The sequence below is a fragment of the Streptomyces sp. CB02923 genome, assembly GCF_001905005.1.
GTDB lineage: Bacteria > Actinomycetota > Actinomycetes > Streptomycetales > Streptomycetaceae > Streptomyces.
Genome location: NZ_LWKZ01000012.1, coordinates 992,904 through 1,013,636, shown reverse-complemented (window position 1 = coordinate 1,013,636; position 20,733 = coordinate 992,904). Strand labels below are relative to the sequence as shown.

The following is a 20,733-nucleotide window of genomic DNA, read 5'->3' as shown; positions in this document are numbered from 1 at the left end:
GTCATCCCTTGGTGGTGCCGGAGGTCAGTCCGGCGACGAGGTGGCGCTGGGCGAAGGCGAAGACCAGGGCCGCGGGCACCGCGATGATCACGGCGGCGGCGGTCATCGAGCCCCAGTCGTTGACGTACTGGTTGACGAAGGTCTGGAGGCCGCCGGCGAGGGTCAGGTTCTCCTCGCCGGTCATGAAGGCGGAGGCGTAGGCGACCTCGGCCCAGGCGGTCACGAAGGTGTAGAAGCCGGTGACGGCCAGGCCGGGGCGGGCCAGCGGCAGGACCAGGCGCCAGAAGGTACCGAAGGGGTTGAGGCCGTCGACGCGCCCGGCTTCGTCGATCTCCACGGGAATGGTGTCGAAGAAGCCTTTCATCATCCAGGCGCAGAAGGGGACGGCGATGGTCAGGTAGGTGACGACCAGACCGACGGGCTGGTTGAGCAGGCCCAGGCCCGCCAGCAGGTTGTACAGCGGCACGATCAGTACGGCGACCGGGAACATCTGGGTGACCAGCAGCAGCCACATCAGCGGGCGCATCCCGGGGAACCGGAAGCGGCTGACGGCGTAGCCGGTGGTGGCCGCGACGAAGACGCCGACGACGGTGGTGATGCCGACGACGACCACCGAGTTGCCGAACCAGGTCAGGAACTCGGTGTCGGCGACGACGTGCCGGTAGTTGGCGAAGGTGAAGTGCGTGACCAGCTCGGTGGAGAAGGCGTCGTTCTTCGGTTTGAAGGACGTGACGAGCAGCCACAGCGGCGGGAAGACCGCGACGACGGCGGCGATCAGGAGGGTCGTGTGCAGGCCGGCGGAGGCCAGCGGGCCGCGCTTGTTGCGCGAAGGCTTCGCCATCACCACACCTCTCCCTGCTTGCGGAGCGAGCGCCGGTAGACGACCGCGATCAGGGACAGCAGGAGCAGGATCAGTACGCCCCAGGCCGCCGAGCCGGAGAAGTCGCGCGGGCTGTCGACGAAGGACAGCCGGTAGGCGTACGTCACCAGGATCTCCGTGGCGTCGCCGGGGCCGCCCCGGGTGAGCAGGAAGATCACCGGGAACATGTTGAACGTCCAGATGGTGGAGAGCAGGATCACGGTGCTGCTCACGCCGCGCAGGCCGGGCAGGGTGATGTTGCAAAACCGCTGCCAGGGGCCCGCGCCGTCCATCTCGGCGGCCTCGTACAGCTCGCCGGGGATCGACTGGAGACCGCCGAGCAGCGCGACGAGCATGAACGGTACGCCCAGCCACACGTTGACGGCGATGACCGACAGCTTGGCCCAGGTCGGGTCGTTCAGCCACGGCACCGCGTCGATGCCGCCGCCCGCCAGGAGCTTGTTGAGCAGGCCGTTCTTCTCGTTGTAGAGCAGCCGCCAGGTGAAGACGGAGACGAAGGCGGGGATGGCCCAGGGCAGGATCAGCGCCAGCCGGTAGAAGGTGCGGCCGCGCAGCTTGCGGTTGAGCAGGTTGGCGAGGGACAGGCCGATGGCGAAGGTGAGGGTGACGCAGGCGACCGTCCACAGGACGGTCCAGCCGAGGCGGCTCCAGAAGACGCCGTCGCCGAGGATCGCGGTGTAGTTGTCCAGGCCGGTGAACCGGTAGGTGGCCGGGATGTGGTTCATGCCGATGTTGCGCTCGACGTTGGCCTCGTTGGCGTCGGTCAGCGACAGGTACAGGCCGCGGACCAGGGGGTAGCCGATGATGACGCCGATGACGAGCACCACCGGGGCGACCATGGTCCAGGCGTACCAGTGGGTGCCCAGGGCCCTGCGCACCCGGCCCGGCGGCGCCTTCCGCCGGGCCGCGGGAATCCGTACGGCGTCCGTCACTTGTAGTCCTTGAGGATCTTGCGGTAGCTCTCACCGACGGCCTTGGCGGCCTGCTCGGGTGTGCTGGAGCCGGTGAGGACCTTGTTCATCTGGACCTTGATGGGCTCGAAGAGCGCGTTGCCCTCGGCGATCCAGGGGCGCTGGACGGCCTTGTCGACGGCGGGCTTGAAGAAGCCGACCATCTCGTTGTTCTTGACGGACGGCATCGCGTACACGGACGTGCGGGTGGGCAGCAGGCTCAGCTGCTCGGTGGTCTGCTGCTGGATCTTCGCCGAGCTCATGTACTTCACGAAGGCGTAGGACGCCTGGAGGTTCTTCGAGCCCGCGTAGACGGAGAGGTTCCAGCCGCCCTGCGGGGAGCCCTGGGAGACGCTGCCGCCGGGTACGGGCGCGACGCCGAGGTTCTTCGCGTCCTTGAACTCCTTGCCCGCGCGGACGCCCTCGATGTCCCAGGGGCCGCTGACGGCCATCGCGACGCTGCCGTCCTTGAGGGCCTTGAGCTGGTTCTCCTGGCCGTCGGTGGCGTCGGTGACGGCGGCCTTGGAGTCGACCAGGTCCTTGATGGTCTTGAAGGCCCGGACACCGGCGTCGTCGTCGATCTCGACGGTCTTGTCGCGGGCGTCGACCATGTCGCCGCCCTCGCCGTAGAGGTAGGGCAGGAACCAGTACGGGTCGTCGCCGCGCAGGTACAGCGCGGTGGCGCCGGTCTTCTCCTTGATCTGCTTGGCGGCGGCGGACAGCTCGGCGAAGGTCTGGGGGACCTTGACGCCGGCCTCCTTGAGCAGCCGCTTGTTGTAGAAGAGGCCCAGGGTGTCGGTGACCTGCGGCGCCGCGTAGGTCTTGTCCTTGAACCTGGTGCTGCCGAGTGCCTGCGGGAGGTAGTCGCCGGTGTTGTCCAGGGCGGGGGTGCCGTCCAGCGGGGCGAGGTAGCCGAGGTTGGCGAAGTCGGCGACCCAGGCGACCTCGGTGCGCATCACGTCGGGGGCGCCGGCGCCCGCGCCCGCGGCGTTCTTGAACTTGGCGTTGGCCTCGCCGAACGCGACGCTGACGTACTTGACGTCGACCTTGGGGTGCTCCTTCTCGAAGCTCTCGGCCAGCTTCTTGTACGTCGCCTTCTCGGCGTCGTTGGACGTGTCCCAGAAGGTCACGGTGCCCGACAGCTCGCCCCCGCTCCGCTGGTCGCCTCCGCCGCCGTCACCACCGCACGCTGTCGCCGCCATTGCCAGACCCGCGACCAGCGCGGTGGCCGCTATGCCACGCCGCATGTGAACTCCTTAGGGGGACGCCCGAGATGGCGTCGGAACGCCTCACCCGGCCGTTCGGAACGCCTGTGATGGCGGACAGGAACGTAACAGCGGGGAAATGAAACCGAAAGACCTTGCGGCAAATTTCTGCAAGGTCGCTGGAAGGTGTTGCAGGGGGCGCCGCCCGCGCACAGCGCGCCCACCGCACCCCAGCAGGCCCCCCATCAGGGACTCCGGCGGCTCACCGGCCCGTCACCCAGGTGTGCTCCGCGCGTTGAGCCCGTAGACGACCGTCCGCCGATCGATGCCTGGACCCTGCAAGACGATGCATGGACGCTCTGCCCGAAACGCCCCACTCTCGAACAGGGATGCCAGATGACCCAGGAGCTGACTTCGACCGACTCCGCCCGCGCGGCAGGACCCGCCGGCCGCCCCGGCTGGTGGCGCGACGCCGTCATCTACCAGGTGTACGTGCGCTCCTTCGCCGACTGCGACGGGGACGGCATCGGCGATCTGCGCGGCGCCCGCGAACGCCTGCCGTACCTGCGGGACCTGGGCGTGGACGCCGTCTGGCTCACCCCGTTCTACGCCTCCCCGCAGGCCGACGGCGGGTACGACGTCGCCGACTACCGCTCCGTCGACCCGCTCTTCGGCAGCCTCCAGGACGCCGACGACCTCGTACGGGCCGCGCACGCGCTCGGCCTGCGGGTGATCGTCGACATCGTGCCCAACCACACCTCCGACCAGCACCCCTGGTTCCGCGACCCGGAACTGGCCCGGCGGCGCTACGTCTTCCGCCCCGGCAAGGGCGCGTCCGGCGAGCTGCCGCCCAACGACTGGGAGTCGGTCTTCGGCGGCCCCGCCTGGACCCGCACCGAGCGCGGCGACTGGTATCTGCACCTGTTCGCCCCGCAACAGCCCGACCTGGACTGGAACGACCCGGACGTGCACGCCGAGTTCGAGTCCGTCATGCGGTTCTGGCTCGACCTCGGCGTGGACGGCTTCCGTATCGACGTCGCGCACGGCATGGTCAAGGCACCGGGCCTGCCGGACATCGGCCGCAAGGAGCAGGCCAAGCTCATCGGCAGCCAGGTGCTGCCCTTCTTCGACCAGGACGGCGTCCACGCGATCCACCGCTCCTGGCGCCGCCTGCTCGACTCCTACCCCGGCGAGCGCATCGGCGTCGCCGAGGCCTGGGCCCCCAGTCCCGAACGGCTTGCCCTGTACGTCCGCCCCGACGAGTGCCACCAGGCGTTCAACTTCCAGTTCCTGACCGCCGACTGGTCCGCCGCCTCGCTGCGCGCGATCATCGACGCCTCGCTCGCCGCGACCACCTCGGTCGGCGCCACCACCTCCTGGGTGCTGTCCAACCACGACGTGGTCCGGCACGCCACCCGGCTCGGCGGACTGCGGCGCGCCCGCGCCGCCACCCTCATGATGCTCGCGCTGCCCGGCTCGGCCTACCTCTACCAGGGCGAGGAGCTGGGCCTGCCGGAGGTCACCGACCTGCCGGACGAGGTCCGCCAGGACCCGGCGTTCTTCCGCGGCGACGGGCAGGACGGGCACCGCGACGGCTGCCGGGTGCCGCTGCCCTGGTGCGGCGAGACGGCCGCGTACGGCTTCGGGCCCGGCGGCAGCTGGCTCCCCCAGCCGCGCTCGTGGAAGGACCTGTCCGTACGGGCGCAGACCGGCGACCCGTCCTCCACCCTGGAGCTGTACCGCGCGGCGCTCGCCCTGCGCCGCGACCGCACCGGCCTCGGCGACGGCGACCTGGCCTGGACCGACGCCCCCGAAGGGCTGCTGGCCTTCACCCGCGCCGGCCGCTCCGGCCGTACGGACCTGCTGTGCACCCTCAACACCCTGGACCGCGCCGTCGAACTCCCCCGCCCCGGCCGGGTCCTGCTCTCCTCCGCGACGGTCTCCGCCGAAGGCGGCACCGCCGTACTGCCGGGCGACTCCTGCACCTGGTGGGCGCTCTGACGGACCGGCTCCGCGGGCCGGGCGGGCGGCGCAAGCAGGCCGGACGGGCAGCGCGGGCGGACCGGGCGGGCGGCGGGCGGCGCTGCCCGCCCGCCGGCGGGTGCGGGCAGCGTGGGCAATCCGACAGGCGACCGGTACAGTCCCCTCCATGACCGCCCGGCTGGCCGATATCGCAGCGCAGGCGGGTGTCAGCGAGGCCACCGTCAGCCGGGTGCTCAACGGAAAACCCGGTGTCTCCGCCACCACCCGCCAGTCCGTGCTGGCCGCGCTCGACGTGCTCGGCTACGAGCGCCCCGTACGGCTGCGGCAGCGCAGCGCCGGGCTGGTCGGCCTGATAACGCCGGAGCTGGAGAATCCGATCTTCCCGGCGTTCGCGCAGGTCATCGGCCAGGCACTGACGCGCCAGGGCTACACCCCGGTGCTGGCCACCCAGACGCCGGGCGGCTCCACCGAGGACGAGCTGACCGAGATGCTGGTGGACCGCGGCGTCGCCGGGATCATCTTCGTCTCCGGACTGCACGCGGACACCTCCGCCGACATGCAGCGCTACGAGCAGCTGCGCGGCCAGGGCGTGCCCTTCGTCCTGATCAACGGCTTCTCCGACAAGGTGCAGGCGCCCTTCGTCTCGCCGGACGACCGGGCCGCGATCCGCCTCGCCGTCACCCACCTGGCGGCGCTGGGCCACGAACGGATCGGGCTGGCCCTCGGTCCGAAGCGCTTCGTGCCCGTACAGCGCAAGATCGAGGGCTTCGTGCGCAGCATGGGCGAGCAGCTCGGCCTGGGCCGGGCCGCCGCGCTGGAGCTGGTCCAGCACTCCCTGTACACGCTGGAGGGCGGACAGGCCGCGGCGGCCGCGCTGATCTCCCGCGGCTGTACGGCGGTGGTGTGCGCCAGCGACATGATGGCGCTCGGCGCGATCCGGGCCGCCCGGCAGCAGGGCCTGGACGTGCCCCGGGAGGTCTCCGTCGTCGGCTTCGACGACTCCCCGCTGATCGCGTTCACCGACCCGCCGCTGACCACGATCCGGCAGCCGGTCACCGCGATGGGGCAGGCGGCGGTGCGCGCCCTGCTGGAGGAGGTCGGGGGCACCCCGGCGCCGCACAGCGAGTTCGTCTTCCACCCGGAACTGGTCGTGCGCGGCTCGACGGCTTCGGTGCCGAGGGCCGCGCGGATCCCCGGACCGGCGGTCTCCTCCGATACGGCGGGCGGGCCCTCCGGTACGGAGGGTGGCTCCTATGGCACGGAGAGCAGCCCCTCCGGTACGGACGGCAGCCTCCCCGGTGCGGACTCCGGCCGCGCCTGATTGAGGTCCGCGGGCGCGCCTGGTGGGGTCCGCGGGCGCGCCTGAGAGGTCCGCGGGCGTCCGTTCCGGGCGGATCCGTCCCTGCCTGAAGTCGGACCCGTCCCCGACCTGGGCAGGGGTCGCGCGTCCCCCTAAGGTGCTAGGTGGCCCTCCCCAGGACCCGACCCGAGGGTGATCGGCGGCCGACCCCTTTCTGGCAGACTGTCTGCCTATGGGTGAAGCGCATGTGAAGACTCTTGACGGCCGTACGGCCGTGCCGCCGCCCACCGAGGACCGCGCACCGAGCCCGTCCTCCGGTGGCCGGCTGGCCCGCCTGCGCTCTCCCCGCTCTCCGCGGCTCTGGTTCGAGATCCTCCTGATCGCGGTCAGCTACTGGGTGTATTCCCTGATCCGCAACGCCGTGCCCGAGCAGAAGTCCCAGGCGCTGAAGAACGCGGACTGGATCTGGCAGGCCGAGCAGACCCTCGGCATAGCGGTGGAGAAAACCGTCAACCACGCGGTGGACTCGGTGACCTGGCTCATCGTCTCGATGAACTACTACTACGCCACGCTGCACTTCATACTGACCATCGGCGTGCTGGTCTGGCTCTACCGCTGGCACCCCGGCCGGTACGCCGCCGCCCGCCTCGCGCTCTTCGCCACCACCGGCGTCGCCCTCGTCGGCTACTACTTCTACCCGCTGGCACCGCCCCGCCTGATGAACGGCGGCGGCTTCATCGACACCGTCATCGTCCACCACACATGGGGCTCGATGGCCTCCGGCAACCTGGCGTCGATGTCCAACCAGTACGCGGCGATGCCGTCGATGCACATCGGCTGGTCCCTGTGGTGCGGCGTGATGATCGCGCTGATCGCCAAGCCGGTGTGGGCGAAGGTCCTGGGCCTGCTCTACCCGACGACGACCCTGGTGGTCATCGTCTCCACCGCCAACCACTTCTGGCTCGACGCGGTGGGCGGCATCCTGTGCCTCGCGTTCGGGATCGGCCTGGCCTTCGCCTGGTACGCGGCGCTGCCGCACCGGCTGCCGCGGCTGCCGCGGCCCGCCGTCCTGTAACCGCGGCCCGCCGCCCCCGGCCCTGCGGGCTTCCGTCCCCGGCCCTGCGGGCCCCGGCCCCCCGGCCCTGCCGGCCTCAGCCCGCCGCCCCGTAGAAGAGCTCTTCCACCACCGCGCGGGCCCGGCGCGTCGTCCGCCGGTAGTCGTCCAGCATCTCCCCGACGTGCCCTTCCTCGTACCCGAGGTAGCGGCCGACCGCCGCCAGCTCCCGCGCGTCGGACGGGAAGGTGTCGCCGGGGCGGCCCCGTACCAGCATCGTGGCGTTGCGCACCCGCGACGCCAGCACCCACGCCTCGTCGAGGATCTGCGCGTCCTCCGTGGCGAGCAGCCCGGCGTCCTGGGCCGCGGCCAGCGCCGTACGGGTACGGGTCGTGCGCAGCCCCGGCTCGGCCCAGGCGTGCTGCATCTGGAGCAGCTGCACGGTCCACTCCACGTCGCTGAGGCCGCCGCGCCCCAGCTTGGTGTGCGTGGTCGGGTCGGCGCCGCGCGGCACCCGCTCGGTCTCCATACGGGCCTTGAGCCGCCGGATCTCCCGTACGGCGTCCTCGCCCAGGCCCTCCATCGGGTACCGCAGCGGGTCGACCAGCCCGATGAACCGCTCCCCCAGCTCGGCGTCGCCCGCGACCGGCTCGGCGCGCAGCAGGGCCTGCGACTCCCACACGAGCGACCAGCGCCGGTAGTAGGACGCGTAGGAGGCCAGGGAGCGCACCAGCGGGCCGGTGCGGCCCTCCGGGCGCAGGTCGGCGTCGATCGGCAGCGGCGGGTCGGACGACGGGAGCTGGAGGAGGCGGCGCATCTCGTTGGCGACGGCGTGCGCGGCCTTGGCGGCCTCGTGCTCGTCGGCGCCCTCGCGCGGCTCGTGCACGAACAGCACGTCGGCGTCGGAGCCGTACCCCAGCTCCCGGCCGCCGAAGCGGCCCATGCCGATGACGGTGAAGCGGGTGGGCAGGGTGTCGCCCCACTGGTCGCGGACGGCGGCGCGCAGCGCGCCCGCGATGGTGGCGGCGGTCAGGTCGGAGACGGCGGTGCCGATCACGTCGGCGGCGTGGCCGCGGTCCGCCTCGGCCGGGTGGCCTTCCGTGCCGTACGCGCCGATCAGGTCGGCGGCGGCCGTACGGAACAGCTCGCGCCGCCGGACCCCGCGGGCCGCCGCGACGGCCTGCTCGGCGCCCTCCGCGCGGCCGACGGCGGCCAGCACCTCCTGCTCCAGCGCGGCCCGGCCGCGTGGCCGCAAGCCGTCCTTCGCGCCGAGCAGCGCGACCGCCTCGGGGGCGCGCAGCAGCAGGTCGGGGGCGAAGCGGCCGGCCGACAGGACGCGGGCCAGGTTCTCGGCGGCGGCGCCCTCGTCGCGCAGCAGGCGCAGGTACCAGGGGGTCTTGCCGAGCGCGTCGGAGACCTTGCGGAAGTTCAGCAGCCCGGCGTCCGGGTCGGCGGAGTCGGCGAACCAGGCCAGCAGGACGGGCAGCAGGGTGCGCTGGATGGCGGCCTTGCGGGTGACGCCGGAGGCCAGGGCCTCCAGGTGGCGCAGCGCGGCGACCGGGTCGGCGTAGCCGAGCGCTTCGAGGCGCTGGCCCGCGGCCTTGGCGGAGAGCCGGGTACCGCCGGGCTCCAGGTGCGCGACGGCGTCCAGCAGCGGCCGGTAGAACAGCTTCTCGTGCAGCCGCCGCACCTCACGGGCGTGCCACTTCCACTCCTTGCGGAGGGTCTCCACCGGCTCGGTGCGCATGCCCATGGAGCGGGCGAGGCGCCTCAGGTCGGGATCGTCCTCGGGCATCAGGTGCGTACGGCGGAGCCTGTAGAGCTGGATGCGGTGTTCCAGCGTGCGCAGGAAGCAGTACGCGGCGTCCAGCGCCTTGGCGTCCTCGCGGCCGACGTAACCGCCGGACGCCAGCGCCGCGAGGGCTTCCAGGGTGCTCGCGCTGTGCAGCGTCGCATCGGCGCGGCCGTGCACCAGTTGCAGGAGCTGTACGGCGAACTCCACGTCGCGCAGCCCGCCGGGGCCCAGCTTCAGTTCGCGGTCGACCTGGGCGGCGGGGATGTTCTCCACGACGCGGCGGCGCATCTGCCGTACGTCGGTCACGAAGTTCTCGCGCTCGGAGACCTGCCACACCATCGGGGTGACCGCGGCCAGGTACTCCTTGCCCAGCTCCGTGTCGCCCGCCATCGGCCGGGCCTTCAGCAGCGCCTGGAACTCCCAGGTCTTGGCCCAGCGTTCGTAGTAGGCGAGGTGGCTGTTGAGGGTGCGGACGAGCGGGCCGTTGCGGCCCTCGGGGCGCAGGTTGGCGTCCACCGGCCAGATCGTGCCCTCGGCGGTGACGTCGGAGCACACCCGCATCATCCGGCCCGCCAGCCGCGTCGCGGCCTGGATCGCCTTGGCCTCCTCGGTGCCGTCGCGTGCCTCCGCGACGAAGATGACGTCCACGTCCGAGACGTAGTTCAGCTCCCGGCCGCCGCACTTGCCCATGGCGACGACGGCGAGCCGGCAGGCGGCGGCGTCGGTGGGCTGCTCCTCGCAGGCGATCTCCAGCGCGGCGCGTACCGTCGCGGTCGCCAGGTCGGCCAGCTCCGCGGCGGTCTCGGCGAGGTCGGTGGTCCCGCACACGTCGCGCGCCGCGATGCCCAGCAGGCACCGGCGGTAGGCGGCGCGCAGCGCGTCGGGGCGCGGCCGGTCCCGGCCCGGCTCGCCCCAGATGCCCTCGGCGAGCGCCGCCTCGAACTCCGGTGTGGTCGGGTGCAGGTCGGCCGCCTCGTAGGTGACCAGCGAATGCCACTGGCGCGGGTGCCGCACGAGGTGGTCGCCGAGCGCCTCGGACGCGCCGAGCACGCCCAGCAGCCGGTCGCGCAGCGGCTTCGCGGTGATCAGCGTGCTCAGCAGCTTGTGCCGCTCGTCCTCGTCCTGCGCCTCCGCCAGCCGGAGCAGCGCGGTCAGCGCGAGGTCCGGGTCGGCGGTGGCGCCCAGCGCCTCCAGGAGCACCGAGTCGTCCCGTACGGCGGACAGTTCGGGCGCCTCCAGGAGCCGCCCGGCCGCCGACGGGTCGGTGAAGCCGTACCGCAGCAGCCGGGAGAAGGCGCTGCTGCGCCGCCCCTGTCCCTGCGGAGCGGGATGTGCCATGGCCGTGCCGCCTCTCGAAAGGCTCGCCAGAAGTCCGCCGAAAGTCTGTCAGGCCCCGCGAGGAGGGCCGCCGGTCACAGCACCGGCAGCATCTTGCGCAGTTCGAAGGCGGTGACCTCGGAGCGGTACTCCTCCCATTCCTGCTTCTTGTTGCGCAGGAAGAAGTCGAAGACGTGCTCGCCGAGGGTCTCCGCGACCAGTTCGCTGCGCTCCATCAGGTCGATGGCCTCGCCGAGGTTCTGCGGCAGCGGTTCGATGCCCATGGCGCGGCGCTCGGAGTCGGACAGCGCCCACACGTCGTCGTCGGCGCCGGGCGGGAGTTCGTAGCCCTCCTCGATGCCCTTGAGGCCCGCGGCCAGCAGCACCGCGTACGTGAGGTAGGGGTTGGCGCCGGAGTCGATGGAGCGGACCTCGACCCGGGTGGAGCCCATCTTGCCGGGCTTGTACATGGGGACGCGGATGAGCGCGGAGCGGTTGTTGTGGCCCCAGCAGATGTACGAGGGCGCCTCGCCGCCGGCGCCCGCGGTGCGGTTGGCGCCGCCCCAGATGCGCTTGTAGGAGTTGACCCACTGGTTGGTGACGGCGGAGATCTCGCCCGCGTGCCGCAGCAGGCCGGCGATGAAGGAGCGGCCGACCTTGGAGAGCTGGTACTCGGCGCCCGACTCGTGGAAGGCGTTGCGGTCGCCCTCGAAGAGCGAGAGGTGGGTGTGCATGCCCGAACCCGGGTATTCGGAGAACGGCTTGGGCATGAACGTCGCCTGCACGCCCTGCTCCAGCGCGACCTGCTTCATCACCAGGCGGAACGTCATGATGTTGTCGGCCGTGGACAGCGCGTCCGCGTAGCGCAGGTCGATCTCCTGCTGGCCGGGGGCGCCCTCGTGGTGGCTGAACTCCACCGAGATGCCCATCGATTCGAGCATGGTGATCGCCTGGCGGCGGAAGTCCATGCCGACGTTCTGCGGGGTGTGGTCGAAGTAGCCGGAGGAGTCCGCGGGGCTCGGCCGGGTGCCGTCCACCGGCTTGTCCTTGAGGAGGAAGAACTCGATCTCGGGGTGGGTGTAGAAGGTGAAGCCGAGGTCGGAGGTCTTGGCCAGGATGCGCTTGAGGACGTAGCGCGGGTCGGCGTAGGACGGGGAGCCGTCCGGCATGAGGATGTCGCAGAACATCCGGGCGGTGCCGGGGGCCTCGGCGCGCCACGGCAGGATCTGGAAGGTGCCCGGGTCCGGCTTGGCGATCATGTCGGACTCGTACACCCGCGCGAAGCCCTCGATCGCGGAGCCGTCGAAGCCGATGCCCTCGTCGAACGCCTGCTCAAGTTCGGCGGGCGCCACGGCCACGGACTTCAAGAACCCCAGCACGTCGGTGAACCACAGTCGTACGAAGCGGATGTCGCGCTCCTCCAGCGTACGGAGCACAAACTCCTGCTGCTTGTCCATGGCTCACCAATCCTTGCAGGTCAATCGGCCTGTCCACACCCGTCGGGCAACGAGGTGTGGCACACCAGTATCACGTGAGGGGGTTACCGTCACATTACGCACCCTCGGCCGAGATCAGAACCGCCGGGCCACAAGGGGCACCAGGACGTTTGCACGGCGGCGGCGGGCGGTACTCCGGGAAGGGGCAGCCCGGATCGTCCCGCTTTGTTCCGACGGCCGAGGAGAGCCCGTGCGCGACCGCTTCGACGTCACGGCCGTGACGTTCCACTTCGACCCCGGGTGCCCCTGGACCTGGCGCACCGCGCAGTGGCTGGTGGACGCCACCGGGCAGCGGGGCATCCCCCTCGCGTACCGCGCCTTCGACCTGACCGACGGGGTCCCGCTGGACGAGCTGCCCGCCCGGCGGCGCCCGGCCGCCGCCGGGAGCCGCTGCCTGCTGCGGCTGGCCGAGGCCGCGCACGCCGACGGCCGGGACGCCCTGACCGGGGCCGTCTACGCCGCGTACGCCACCGCGGTGCACGACGGCGACGCCGACCCGTCGCCGGAGGTGGCCGAGCGCTCCCTGGCGGACGCGGGCGGCACGGCGTACGCCGACGCGCTGCACGACACCGCGCTGGACCGGCCGGTGGCCCGCGCCCGCGAACGGGCGCAGGAGTTCTCCGGCGAGGACGCGGGCTCACCCGTCACGATCCTCACCGCGGGCAGCGGCGAACGCGGTTTCTTCGGCCCGGTGGTGGCGCCCCCGCCCACCGGCGCGGACGCCGACCGCCTGTGGGACGCGCTCGTCGGCGCGGCGTCCGTGCCGCAGTTCTTCGAGCTGCGGGCGCGGCGGACGGCGAAGCCGTGAGCGGGGGGGGACGGGTGAGTGGTGCGGGAGGTGTGGGCGGCGAAGCTGTTAATGAGGGGCGCGGGCGGTGCGGGCGGCTCGCTCACCGTCTTCGCTGCGGGCCTTTCGGTGCGCTCACCGTCCTCGCTGTGGGCCTTCGAGGTCCGGGTCGGCGGTGAGTGACAGGACGGCCGTGGCCACCGCGTCCGGCGCGTCGGCCATCACCAGGTGCCCGGCCGGGGCGGCGACGGCGAAGGTGCCGCCGAGCTGCGTGGCCAGCGCCCGCTGCCGCTCCAGCCAGCGCAGCTCGCGCGGTGTCTCGCTGCCGTCGTACGCCGCCAGGACCGTGACCGGCAGGCCCCACAGCGGATGGTCCGGGCGCAGCGCGGCGACCTCCGCGGCCTGGTAGGCGTACGTCGCGTTCTCCAGGGCGCAGGCGCGCAGCACCCGGCTGGTGCGGTAGGCGCCGGTCTCGTACGGGTCGCCCGGGTGGTCGCGCACGGTCAGGGCGCGGGTGGTCAGGCGGCGCGCGGCGGGGCCGAGGGCGCGCGGCACCCCGGCGGCCGAGAGCACCGAGGCCAGGCCGCCCGCCCAGGCCGTACGGACGGTACGCGGCAGCAGCGGGCGCGGGTCCTCCTCCACGCTGCCGTCGACGAGGACGAGACCCGCGGCACGGTCCGGGTACAGCCGGGCGAACGCCTCGGCGTGGAAGGCGGCCAGGCTGTGGCCGACGACGGTGCACGGTCCGGGCAGGCCGAGCGCGTCCAGGACGTGCGCGATCCGGGCGGCCTCGCCGGCCGCGGTGGGCGGCTCCGGGGCGGGCGCGCTGAGCCCCAGGCCGGGCCGGTCGAAGCGGACCACCGTACGGTGCGGGGCGAGGCACGCCGCGACCGCGTCCCAGTCGAACCAGCTCATGCCCAGTCCGCCGCTGAGCACGCACACCGGTCCGCTGCCCTCGCGCAGCACGTGCAGCACCACCCCGTCGACGCGCAGCATGCGGCCGGGGACGGGGCCGGGCCCGTCCGCGGGGCCGCCCCTCGTGCTCTTCCGTCTGTTCCGCCCGCCGTCCCCGCTCATGCCGTATCCCCTTCCCTCCCCGTAGTGGTGCCCGCTCGCCCGACACACCACGCGAGCAGCCCCACGTACAGGGCGACGAGCAGGACCTGGAGGCGCTGGCCGACGCCGAGCGCCCAGGTGCCGTGGCCCTCGGTGAAGGCCGCGATGGAGGAGAGCGTCCAGGCCGTGGCGGCCAGTTCGGCCAGGGTCAGCCACGGTGCGAGGCGGCCCAGCGGCGGCCACCAGCCGTACCGGCGGGCGGCGACGGTCAGCAGGACCAGCGCGGCCAGCGCGCCCACCATGGCGAGCGTGCTGCTGATCGCGTGCGCCGTGTGGGTGGCGGGCACCAGGCCCGCGGTCTCCCGGGCGGCGCACTCCGGGTCGCTGGTCGGCGTGCAGCTCAGCGGCAGCCGCGAGTCGACGGCGGTGGCGGCGCCGAAGAGGGCGAGCGCGGCCCAGCCGGCCGTCGCCCAGGGGCGGCGCGGGAGGGTGCGGAGCGCGGCGGCCGCCCCGGCCAGGACCAGCAGCCCGGCGAGCAGGTCCGTGGCGCGGAACAGGCCGCCGAGCGGCTGGTCGGCGGCGGCCAGTTCGCTGACGTACGTCCGGATGGGGTCGAGGCCGGTGGACAGGACCACCTCCAGGACCCAGGCGGTGTACGCGACCGCGCCGAGCAGGAGGAGTACGGGGGCGGCACGGCGGCTCTTGCTCGGCTGCACGGACATCCTGGTGGTCGGGCCGGACGCCAGGGGCGCTTGGAAAGGTCAAGGATAGGCAAAGTGGGCGCGGAGCGGGGCACGCAGGAGGGGCATACCCCGTAGGGGTAGGGTGCTGGACAGCGGTACCGGGAGGGCCGTCGACATGCCGTACGCAGTGCGAGGACAGGGGAAGGCCGCCGCGTGGTGCGGCCGTCTGCTGCTGTTCGCCGCGCTGATCGTCGGCATCGTGGGCATGCACACGCTCGGGCACCCGGGGGGCGGGCACGGTTCCCCCGGTCCGGTGCCGGGCGCGCAGCACCAGGGACACGAGGTCCGGCAGCACGCTTCCGCCCCGGCGCCGATCACCTCTCCGGCACTCGCCCCTCCGGCACACACCTCTCCGGCACTCGCCTCTCCGGCACTCGCCCCTGACGGCGCGGTCTCCGTAGTCGACGACCACCACGCCATGGATCCCGGTGCGGTCTGCCTGGCCGTGCTCTCCCTCTGCGTACTCGCCCTCGTCCGTACGGGGCGGCTGCTGGACCGGCAGGCCGCCGACCTCCTGGCCGCCGTACGGGCCCGGCTGCTGCGCGGTCTGCGCCCCCTGCCGCCACCGGTCCCCCGGCACAAACACCTCGCCCGGCTCTCGGTCCTGCGCGTGTAGAAGCGCGGCCCGGCCGCCGACGCCTGCCTGGCGTCCGCGGCCCGGCACCCACGCGCTCACCGCAACCGTTTCCCACCACCGCGAGGTGTTTCTTCATCATGCGTACGCACACCCGCCGCGCCGTGCTCGGCGCGGGCATCGCAGCCGCCGGCGGCGGCCTGCTCGCCGCCTGCTCGCCGGGCTCCGGCACGGACGGCCACCCGGGCCACACCGGCAACCCGGCGCAGGCGCCGGGCGGTTACGTCTCCCCCGACGGCCCGGAAGTGGCCGCCGCCGAGGCGAAGCGCGGCTCCGGCCCCGTACGGAAGGTCGCGCTCACCGCCACCGCCACCCGGCTCGACCTGGGCGGCCGTACGGTCGCCAGCTGGGCTTACGGGGACGGCCTGCCCGGCAAGGAGGTACGGGTCACCGCGGGCGACACCCTGGAGCTGGCACTCGCCAACCACCTGCCCGAAGCCACGTCCCTGCACTGGCACGGCCTGGCCCTGCGCAACGACATGGACGGCGTGCCGGACCTGACCCAGCGCCCCGTCAAGGCGGGCGCCTCGTTCACGTACCGCTTCGCCGTCAGCCACCCCGGCACGTACTGGTTCCACCCGCACTCGGGCGTGCAGCAGGACCGCGGCCTGTACGCGCCCCTGATCGTCGAGGACCCGAAGGAGCCCCTGGCCTACGACAAGGAGTGGGTCGTCGTCCTGGACGACTGGGTCGACGGGGTGGACGGCAGCACACCGGACGCGGTGCTGGCCGAACTCTCCAAGGGCATGGGCGGGATGGACCACGGGGCTGGATCTGGGTCTGGGTCCGGCTCCGGATCCGGCTCCGGATCCGGATCCGGCGGGATGGACCACGGGGGCATGGACCACGGCGGGATGGATCACGGAGCCCACTCCATGGGAGGCCGCAAGGCGCCGTCCCCCTCCGGCCCCTCCCGCATGCTGATGGGCGCCACCAGCAAGCTGCTGGGCGGTGACGCGGGCGACGTGGACTACCCGTACCACCTCGTCAACGGCCGTACCCCGCAGGACCCGCAGACCTTCCGCGCGCGGCCCGGCGACCGGGTCCGCATCCGCTTCGTGAACGCGGGCGGCGACACCGCCTACCGCGTCGCGCTCGGCGGCCACACCATGACGGTGACGCACACCGACGGCTACCCCGTCACCCACGCGCCGACGGACGCCCTGCTGCTCGGCATGGGCGAGCGCTACGACGTGGTGGTCACGGTCAAGGACGGCGTCTTCCCGCTGACCGCGCTCGCCGAGGGCAAGAAGCGGTCCGCGCTGGCCGTGCTGCGCACCGGCGGCGGGGCGGCACCCGCGGCGTCCGTACGGCCGGCGGAGCTGGACCGGCGGCTGCTGACGGCCGACCGGCTGAAGGCCGACGGGCCGGTGCGCCTGGCGGCGCGCAAGCCGGACCGGACCCTGCGGTTCGACCTCACCGGCTCGATGGCGAAGTACGACTGGGCCGTCAACGGCAAGAAGTACGAGCCGTCGCAGCGCTATCCGGTGCGCGCCGGGGAGCGCGTACGGCTGTCGTTCCGCAACAACACCACCATGTGGCACCCGATGCACCTGCACGGGCACACCTTCGCGCTGCCGGACGGTGGCCCGCGCAAGGACACCGCGATCGTGCTGCCGGGCCGCCGGCTGGACGTCGACCTGGACGCCGACAACCCCGGCCTGTGGATGCTGCACTGCCACAACGTCTACCACGCGGAGTCCGGGATGATGACGGTCCTCGGGTATCAGAAGTAGCGATACGGGACGCGGGGCCGGCGCCTGGCGGCCGGCCCCGCGAGCGGTCAGCTCAGCCCTTGCCGAAGCGGGGCAGCTCAGCCCTTGCCGAAGCCGGGCAGCTCAGCCCTTGCCGAACGCGTGGGCCGGGAAGGCGCCCGCCTCCCTGAGGGCCCTGGTGAAGCCGTCGGCCAGCTCGGTCAGCCGCGCGGTGGCGGCCGGGCCGAGGTGGTCGTACGGGGCGGCGTCGAGGCGGTCGGTGAGCGCCTCGGCCTCGCCGCGCAGGGCCGCGCCCGCCACCGTGAGGTCCCCCGCCCCGTCCAGCAGGCCGCGCTCGCGCAACCGGTCCCGGGCGGCGGCCCATTGCTCCGCCGACCACCCGCGGGTCTGCATCAGCAGTGCCGATGTCGGCCCCGTGCCGGTGGCGTTGTGCAGGACCAGCGCCTCGATCCCGGACAGACCGGCGACGGCCAGGGCGGCGAGGTGGCCGTCGCCCCGGTGCTCGCGCAGCAGCGTCGCGGCGTGCCACATGGCCAGGTGCGGTTCTCCGGGGACGGGAAGGTCGGCGTTGGCGGCGTACAGCGGCCGTGCCTCCCGGCGGCAGGCTTCGGTGGCGCGCAGCGCCAGCCCGGCCGCCTCGGCCATCTCCGCGGACGTGCAGGCTTCCTCGCCGAGCAGCCGCCGCAGCGCCCGGTCCGCGGCGCGCAGCCGGGCCGCGAGCACCGCTTCCGGCGTGGTGACCGTCCACGCGGCGGGTATGTACTGCCGTACGTGCTCGTGGTCGAAGTTGTAGAACGCCGCCGCGACCGTGCCCGCGCCGACCGCCCCGAGCGGCGCCGCGCGGCCCGCGTAGTAGGCCATGGGCCCGCGCTCCAGGCCGAGCGCGGCGAGTTCGTCCTGCTGCTCCGGCGCGAAGTACATGCACATGTGCAGGGATTTGACGGCGTCGTGGCAGTGGCGGCCGACGCTCGCTTCGTACCCGGTCATCAGGCATCCTTCGCGGGTCCGTCGTGGGCGCAGCCGGTCAGTCCGGCCGCGGTCAGGGTGAGGTGCCGGGTCAGCACCTCGGCCGCGGTGTCGGCGTCGCGGGCCAGCGCCGCCTCCTCCAGCCGACGGTGTTCGTCGGCGCCGTCCCGCCCGGGGTTGCGGTGCGCCGACCAGCGGCGGGCCAGTTCGCTCGCGGTCCACATCCGGTCGAAGGTCTCCATCAGGGCGGGGTTGCCGCACCCCTCCAGCAGGGTGCGGTGGAAGACCCGGTGGGCTTCGGCCCACGCGCCGCTGTAGTGCTCGCCCTCCTCCGGCAGGTACGCCGGGGTGCGGGTGAGGCGGTGGTGGGCGGCGCGTACGCGCGCCTCCCAGTCGACGTCGCCGCGCTCGACGGCCAGGCGCAGCACCACCGGTTCGATGGTCCGGCGGGCCTCCGCGATCTCCTGCCAGCGGCGGTCGGAGAAGGCCGGGACGGCGAAGCCGCGGTTGGGCAGCCGGTCGGCGAGGCCCTCGCCGACCACCCGTACGAGCGCCTCGCGCACGACGGCCAGGCTCACGCCCTGCTCCTTGGCGAGGTCCTGCGGTTTGAGGGCGTCACCGGGGGCGTGGTCCCCGCGCATGATCGCGTCCCGCAGATGTGCGTAGACCTGCTCGGAGAGCATCCGCTTTCCCGGGGAGGCCGGGTCGGGGGTCGTCTGATTCATGGGCACATCATAGATGAACAATCCGATAATCGATTATCGATGCTATGGTCGATCCGTCGGTGAGTCCGCGCCCGCCATCCGTCCGACAAGGACGGGGGCCCGCCTCCCGTCCGGCAAGGACGGCGGCACGCCTCCCGTCCGGCAAGGACGGCGGCACGCCACCACGCGACTCCGGGCGGCACGCCACCACGCGACTCCGCGAGATCGCCGCCGACCCCTTCTCCACCACCCCCTGCACGGCCCTGCACGGCCCTGCACGCCCCGGAAGGCACCAAGAGCTACGCCGTCACCGTCTACGACCCCGACGCCCCCACCGGGTCCGGGTTCTGGCACTGGGCGGTCGCCGACATCCCCGCCACCGTCACCGAGCTGCCCGAAGGGGCCGGGGGCGACACCGGCGCGGGCCTGCCCGCAGGCGCCTACCAGCTGCCCAACGACGCCCGCGCGGCCCGCTTCACAGGGGCCGCCCCGCCCGCCGGGCACGGGCCGCACCGCTACTTCGTCGTGGTGCACGCCCTCGACGTCGAGTCCATCGGCGTCCCGGCCGACGCCACTCCGGCCGTCCTCGGCTTCACCATGGCCGGCCACACCCTGGGCCGCGCGGTCCTGACCGCCACCGCCGAGGCCCCCGCCTGACGGCCGGTACCGGCAACAAGAGCGGCCCCCGGCCACGATCGTCGTGGCCGGGGGCCGCCCTCGGTGTGCTCCGGTGGGGCCGGGTCAGCTCACCCGGTCCGGCAGTTCCGCCGGCGCCCCGTCCGCGTACTCACTGCTCGCGACGATGCGCGAGGACGCGGAGCCGCCGCGGTCCAGCAGCCCGGCGGCCACCGCGATGCCCAGGCCGACGACGGCCAGCACCGCGCCGACCAGCGCCGGGGAGGTCCAGCCCCAGCCCGCCGCGATGGCCACACCGCCGATCCACGCGCCGCCCGCGTTGGCCAGGTTGAACGCCGAGTGGTTGGAGGCGGAGGCCAGGGTGGGCGCGTGCTGGGCCTTCTTCATGACCAGCATCTGCAGTGGTGTGGTGGTCATGAAGCCGACCGCGCCCAGGATGACGACGCAGACCAGGGCCGCCCACTTGACGTGCACCGCGTAATTGAAGACCACGAGGGTCACGGCGAGGGCGCCGAGCGCCCCGTACAGCGTGGGCCGCAGCGCGCGGTCGGTCAGCGGGCCCGCGGCCAGCGCGCCCAGCGTCATGCCGGCGCCGAAGAGCGCCAGGACCAGCGGTACGGACGCCTCGGCGAAGCCGGACACCTCCGTCATCATCGAGGCGAGGTAGCTGTAGACGGCGAACACGCCGGCGAAGCCGAAGACCGCGGTGACCAGGCCGAGGACGACCTGCCGGTTGCCCATGGCGCGGATCTCGCGGGCCACGCCGCCGCGCTCCTCGTGCGGCATGTGCGGTACGAGGCGGGCCAGCGCGGCCATCGCGACCAGTCCGATGGCGGCCACGACCAGGAAGGTCGCGCGCCAGCCGAGGTGCTGGCCGAGCAGCGTGGCGGCGGGCACGCCGACGATGTTGGCGACGGTCAGGCCGAGGAACATGGTGGCCACCGCGCGGGCCTGCCGCCCCTCCTTGACCAGCCGGGCGGCGACCACCGCGCCGACGCCGAAGAACGCGCCGTGCGGGAGCCCGGCGAGCAGCCGGCCCGCGATCAGCAGGCCGAAGTTGGGCGCCAGGGCCGAGGCCAGGTTGCCGACCGTGAAGACGGCCATCAGCAGCAGGAGCATCCGCTTGCGCGGGATGCGCGAGCCGAGCGCGGTCAGCAGGGGGGCGCCGATGACGACGCCGAGGGCGTAGGCGGAGACCAGATAGCCGGCCGTGGGCACGGACGTACCCAGATCACCCGCGACATTGGGCAGCAGGCCCATCATCACGAACTCGGTCGTGCCGATGCCGAAGGCGGAGACGGCCAGCGCGAGCAGCGCCAGGGGCATGAGAGACCTTTCGAAAACGGTGCGTACGGAGGTCCCGGGCACGGCGGTGCGGTGCGGTGCGTGCGGTGCGTCTGGGGCACCGGGGGTTCCGTACGGCGTACGCGGCAGGATGTCCGTAAGTTCTTCTACGGAACAAAGTCTCTCAGCCCATTCATTCCGCCGGGAGAACGGAATGTTACGCAGGGG

Annotated in this window: 16 protein-coding genes and 1 pseudogene; 7 read left to right on the top strand and 10 right to left on the bottom strand. The window is 73.0% G+C overall.

What is annotated here, in order from left to right; translation table 11 throughout:
• Position 1: 1 nt before the first annotated feature.
• The 3 genes from A6A06_RS16105 to A6A06_RS16095 form a co-directional block, all read right to left on the bottom strand.
• Positions 2–841 carry a sugar ABC transporter permease gene (locus A6A06_RS16105; RefSeq protein WP_073761850.1) on the bottom strand — a complete coding sequence of 280 codons (840 nt, stop codon included), beginning with the start codon at positions 839–841 and terminating at the stop codon, positions 2–4.
• Positions 841–1,719: a carbohydrate ABC transporter permease gene (locus A6A06_RS16100; protein WP_073762203.1), complete on the bottom strand. Its 879-nt coding sequence runs from the start codon at positions 1,717–1,719 to the stop codon at positions 841–843. The genes A6A06_RS16105 and A6A06_RS16100 overlap by 1 nt, the downstream gene beginning before the upstream one ends.
• Before the next feature lie 89 nt (positions 1,720–1,808).
• A complete protein-coding gene (locus A6A06_RS16095; protein WP_073761849.1) occupies positions 1,809–3,077 on the bottom strand; it encodes an extracellular solute-binding protein in 1,269 nt (422 codons plus the stop codon).
• Between the two features lie 354 nt (positions 3,078–3,431).
• On the opposite strand from A6A06_RS16095, the gene A6A06_RS16090 reads away from it, so the two are divergent.
• The 3 genes from A6A06_RS16090 to A6A06_RS16080 all read left to right on the top strand — a co-directional run bounded on the left by A6A06_RS16090 (position 3,432) and on the right by A6A06_RS16080 (position 7,393).
• On the top strand, positions 3,432–5,036 hold the full coding sequence (locus A6A06_RS16090) for a glycoside hydrolase family 13 protein (RefSeq protein WP_073761848.1): 1,605 nt from the start codon (positions 3,432–3,434) through the stop codon (positions 5,034–5,036).
• Between the two features lie 148 nt (positions 5,037–5,184).
• A complete protein-coding gene (locus tag A6A06_RS16085; protein WP_242440758.1) occupies positions 5,185–6,339 on the top strand; it encodes a LacI family DNA-binding transcriptional regulator in 1,155 nt (384 codons plus the stop codon).
• Positions 6,340–6,550: 211 nt separating this feature from the next.
• A complete protein-coding gene (locus A6A06_RS16080; protein ID WP_073761847.1) occupies positions 6,551–7,393 on the top strand; it encodes a phosphatase PAP2 family protein in 843 nt (280 codons plus the stop codon).
• A 76-nt stretch (positions 7,394–7,469) separates the two neighbouring features.
• Here the strand turns inward: A6A06_RS16080 and A6A06_RS16075 are convergent, their stop codons facing one another.
• A complete protein-coding gene (locus tag A6A06_RS16075; protein ID WP_073761846.1) occupies positions 7,470–10,505 on the bottom strand; it encodes a bifunctional [glutamine synthetase] adenylyltransferase/[glutamine synthetase]-adenylyl-L-tyrosine phosphorylase in 3,036 nt (1,011 codons plus the stop codon).
• Between the two features lie 74 nt (positions 10,506–10,579).
• On the bottom strand, positions 10,580–11,941 hold the full coding sequence (locus A6A06_RS16070; protein WP_073761845.1) for a glutamine synthetase family protein: 1,362 nt from the start codon (positions 11,939–11,941) through the stop codon (positions 10,580–10,582).
• A 229-nt stretch (positions 11,942–12,170) separates the two neighbouring features.
• On the opposite strand from A6A06_RS16070, the gene A6A06_RS16065 reads away from it, so the two are divergent.
• Entirely contained in the window at positions 12,171–12,788 is a 618-nt protein-coding gene (locus A6A06_RS16065) for a mycothiol-dependent nitroreductase Rv2466c family protein (RefSeq protein WP_073761844.1), read from the top strand.
• A 114-nt stretch (positions 12,789–12,902) separates the two neighbouring features.
• Here the strand turns inward: A6A06_RS16065 and A6A06_RS16060 are convergent, their stop codons facing one another.
• A complete protein-coding gene (locus tag A6A06_RS16060; protein ID WP_079194037.1) occupies positions 12,903–13,844 on the bottom strand; it encodes an alpha/beta fold hydrolase in 942 nt (313 codons plus the stop codon).
• Positions 13,841–14,545, bottom strand: a complete 705-nt coding sequence (locus A6A06_RS16055) for a DUF998 domain-containing protein (protein ID WP_073761843.1) — start codon at positions 14,543–14,545, stop codon at positions 13,841–13,843. The genes A6A06_RS16060 and A6A06_RS16055 overlap by 4 nt, the downstream gene beginning before the upstream one ends.
• Before the next feature lie 136 nt (positions 14,546–14,681).
• Between A6A06_RS16055 and A6A06_RS16050 the strand changes: the two genes are divergently transcribed.
• Positions 14,682–15,182 carry a hypothetical protein gene (locus tag A6A06_RS16050; RefSeq protein ID WP_199930945.1) on the top strand — a complete coding sequence of 167 codons (501 nt, stop codon included), beginning with the start codon at positions 14,682–14,684 and terminating at the stop codon, positions 15,180–15,182.
• A gap of 98 nt (positions 15,183–15,280) precedes the next feature.
• Positions 15,281–16,936 carry a multicopper oxidase family protein gene (locus A6A06_RS16045; protein WP_073761842.1) on the top strand — a complete coding sequence of 552 codons (1,656 nt, stop codon included), beginning with the start codon at positions 15,281–15,283 and terminating at the stop codon, positions 16,934–16,936.
• Between the two features lie 102 nt (positions 16,937–17,038).
• On the opposite strand, the gene A6A06_RS16040 is transcribed toward A6A06_RS16045, so the two are convergent.
• A complete protein-coding gene (locus tag A6A06_RS16040) occupies positions 17,039–17,902 on the bottom strand; it encodes an SCO6745 family protein (protein WP_073761841.1) in 864 nt (287 codons plus the stop codon).
• The gene (locus A6A06_RS16035) at positions 17,902–18,606 is read right to left on the bottom strand and encodes a GntR family transcriptional regulator (protein WP_073761840.1); all 705 of its coding nucleotides are present in this window, start codon (positions 18,604–18,606) and stop codon (positions 17,902–17,904) included. Before A6A06_RS16035 ends, A6A06_RS16040 begins: the two co-directional genes overlap by 1 nt.
• A 258-nt stretch (positions 18,607–18,864) precedes the next feature.
• Between A6A06_RS16035 and A6A06_RS16030 the strand changes: the two are divergent.
• Positions 18,865–19,242 (top strand): annotated as a pseudogene (locus tag A6A06_RS16030) (YbhB/YbcL family Raf kinase inhibitor-like protein); the annotation flags it as partial.
• Between the two features lie 84 nt (positions 19,243–19,326).
• Here A6A06_RS16030 and A6A06_RS16025 read toward each other — a convergent pair.
• Positions 19,327–20,547: an MFS transporter gene (locus A6A06_RS16025; protein ID WP_073761839.1), complete on the bottom strand. Its 1,221-nt coding sequence runs from the start codon at positions 20,545–20,547 to the stop codon at positions 19,327–19,329.
• Positions 20,548–20,733: the final 186 nt, after the last annotated feature.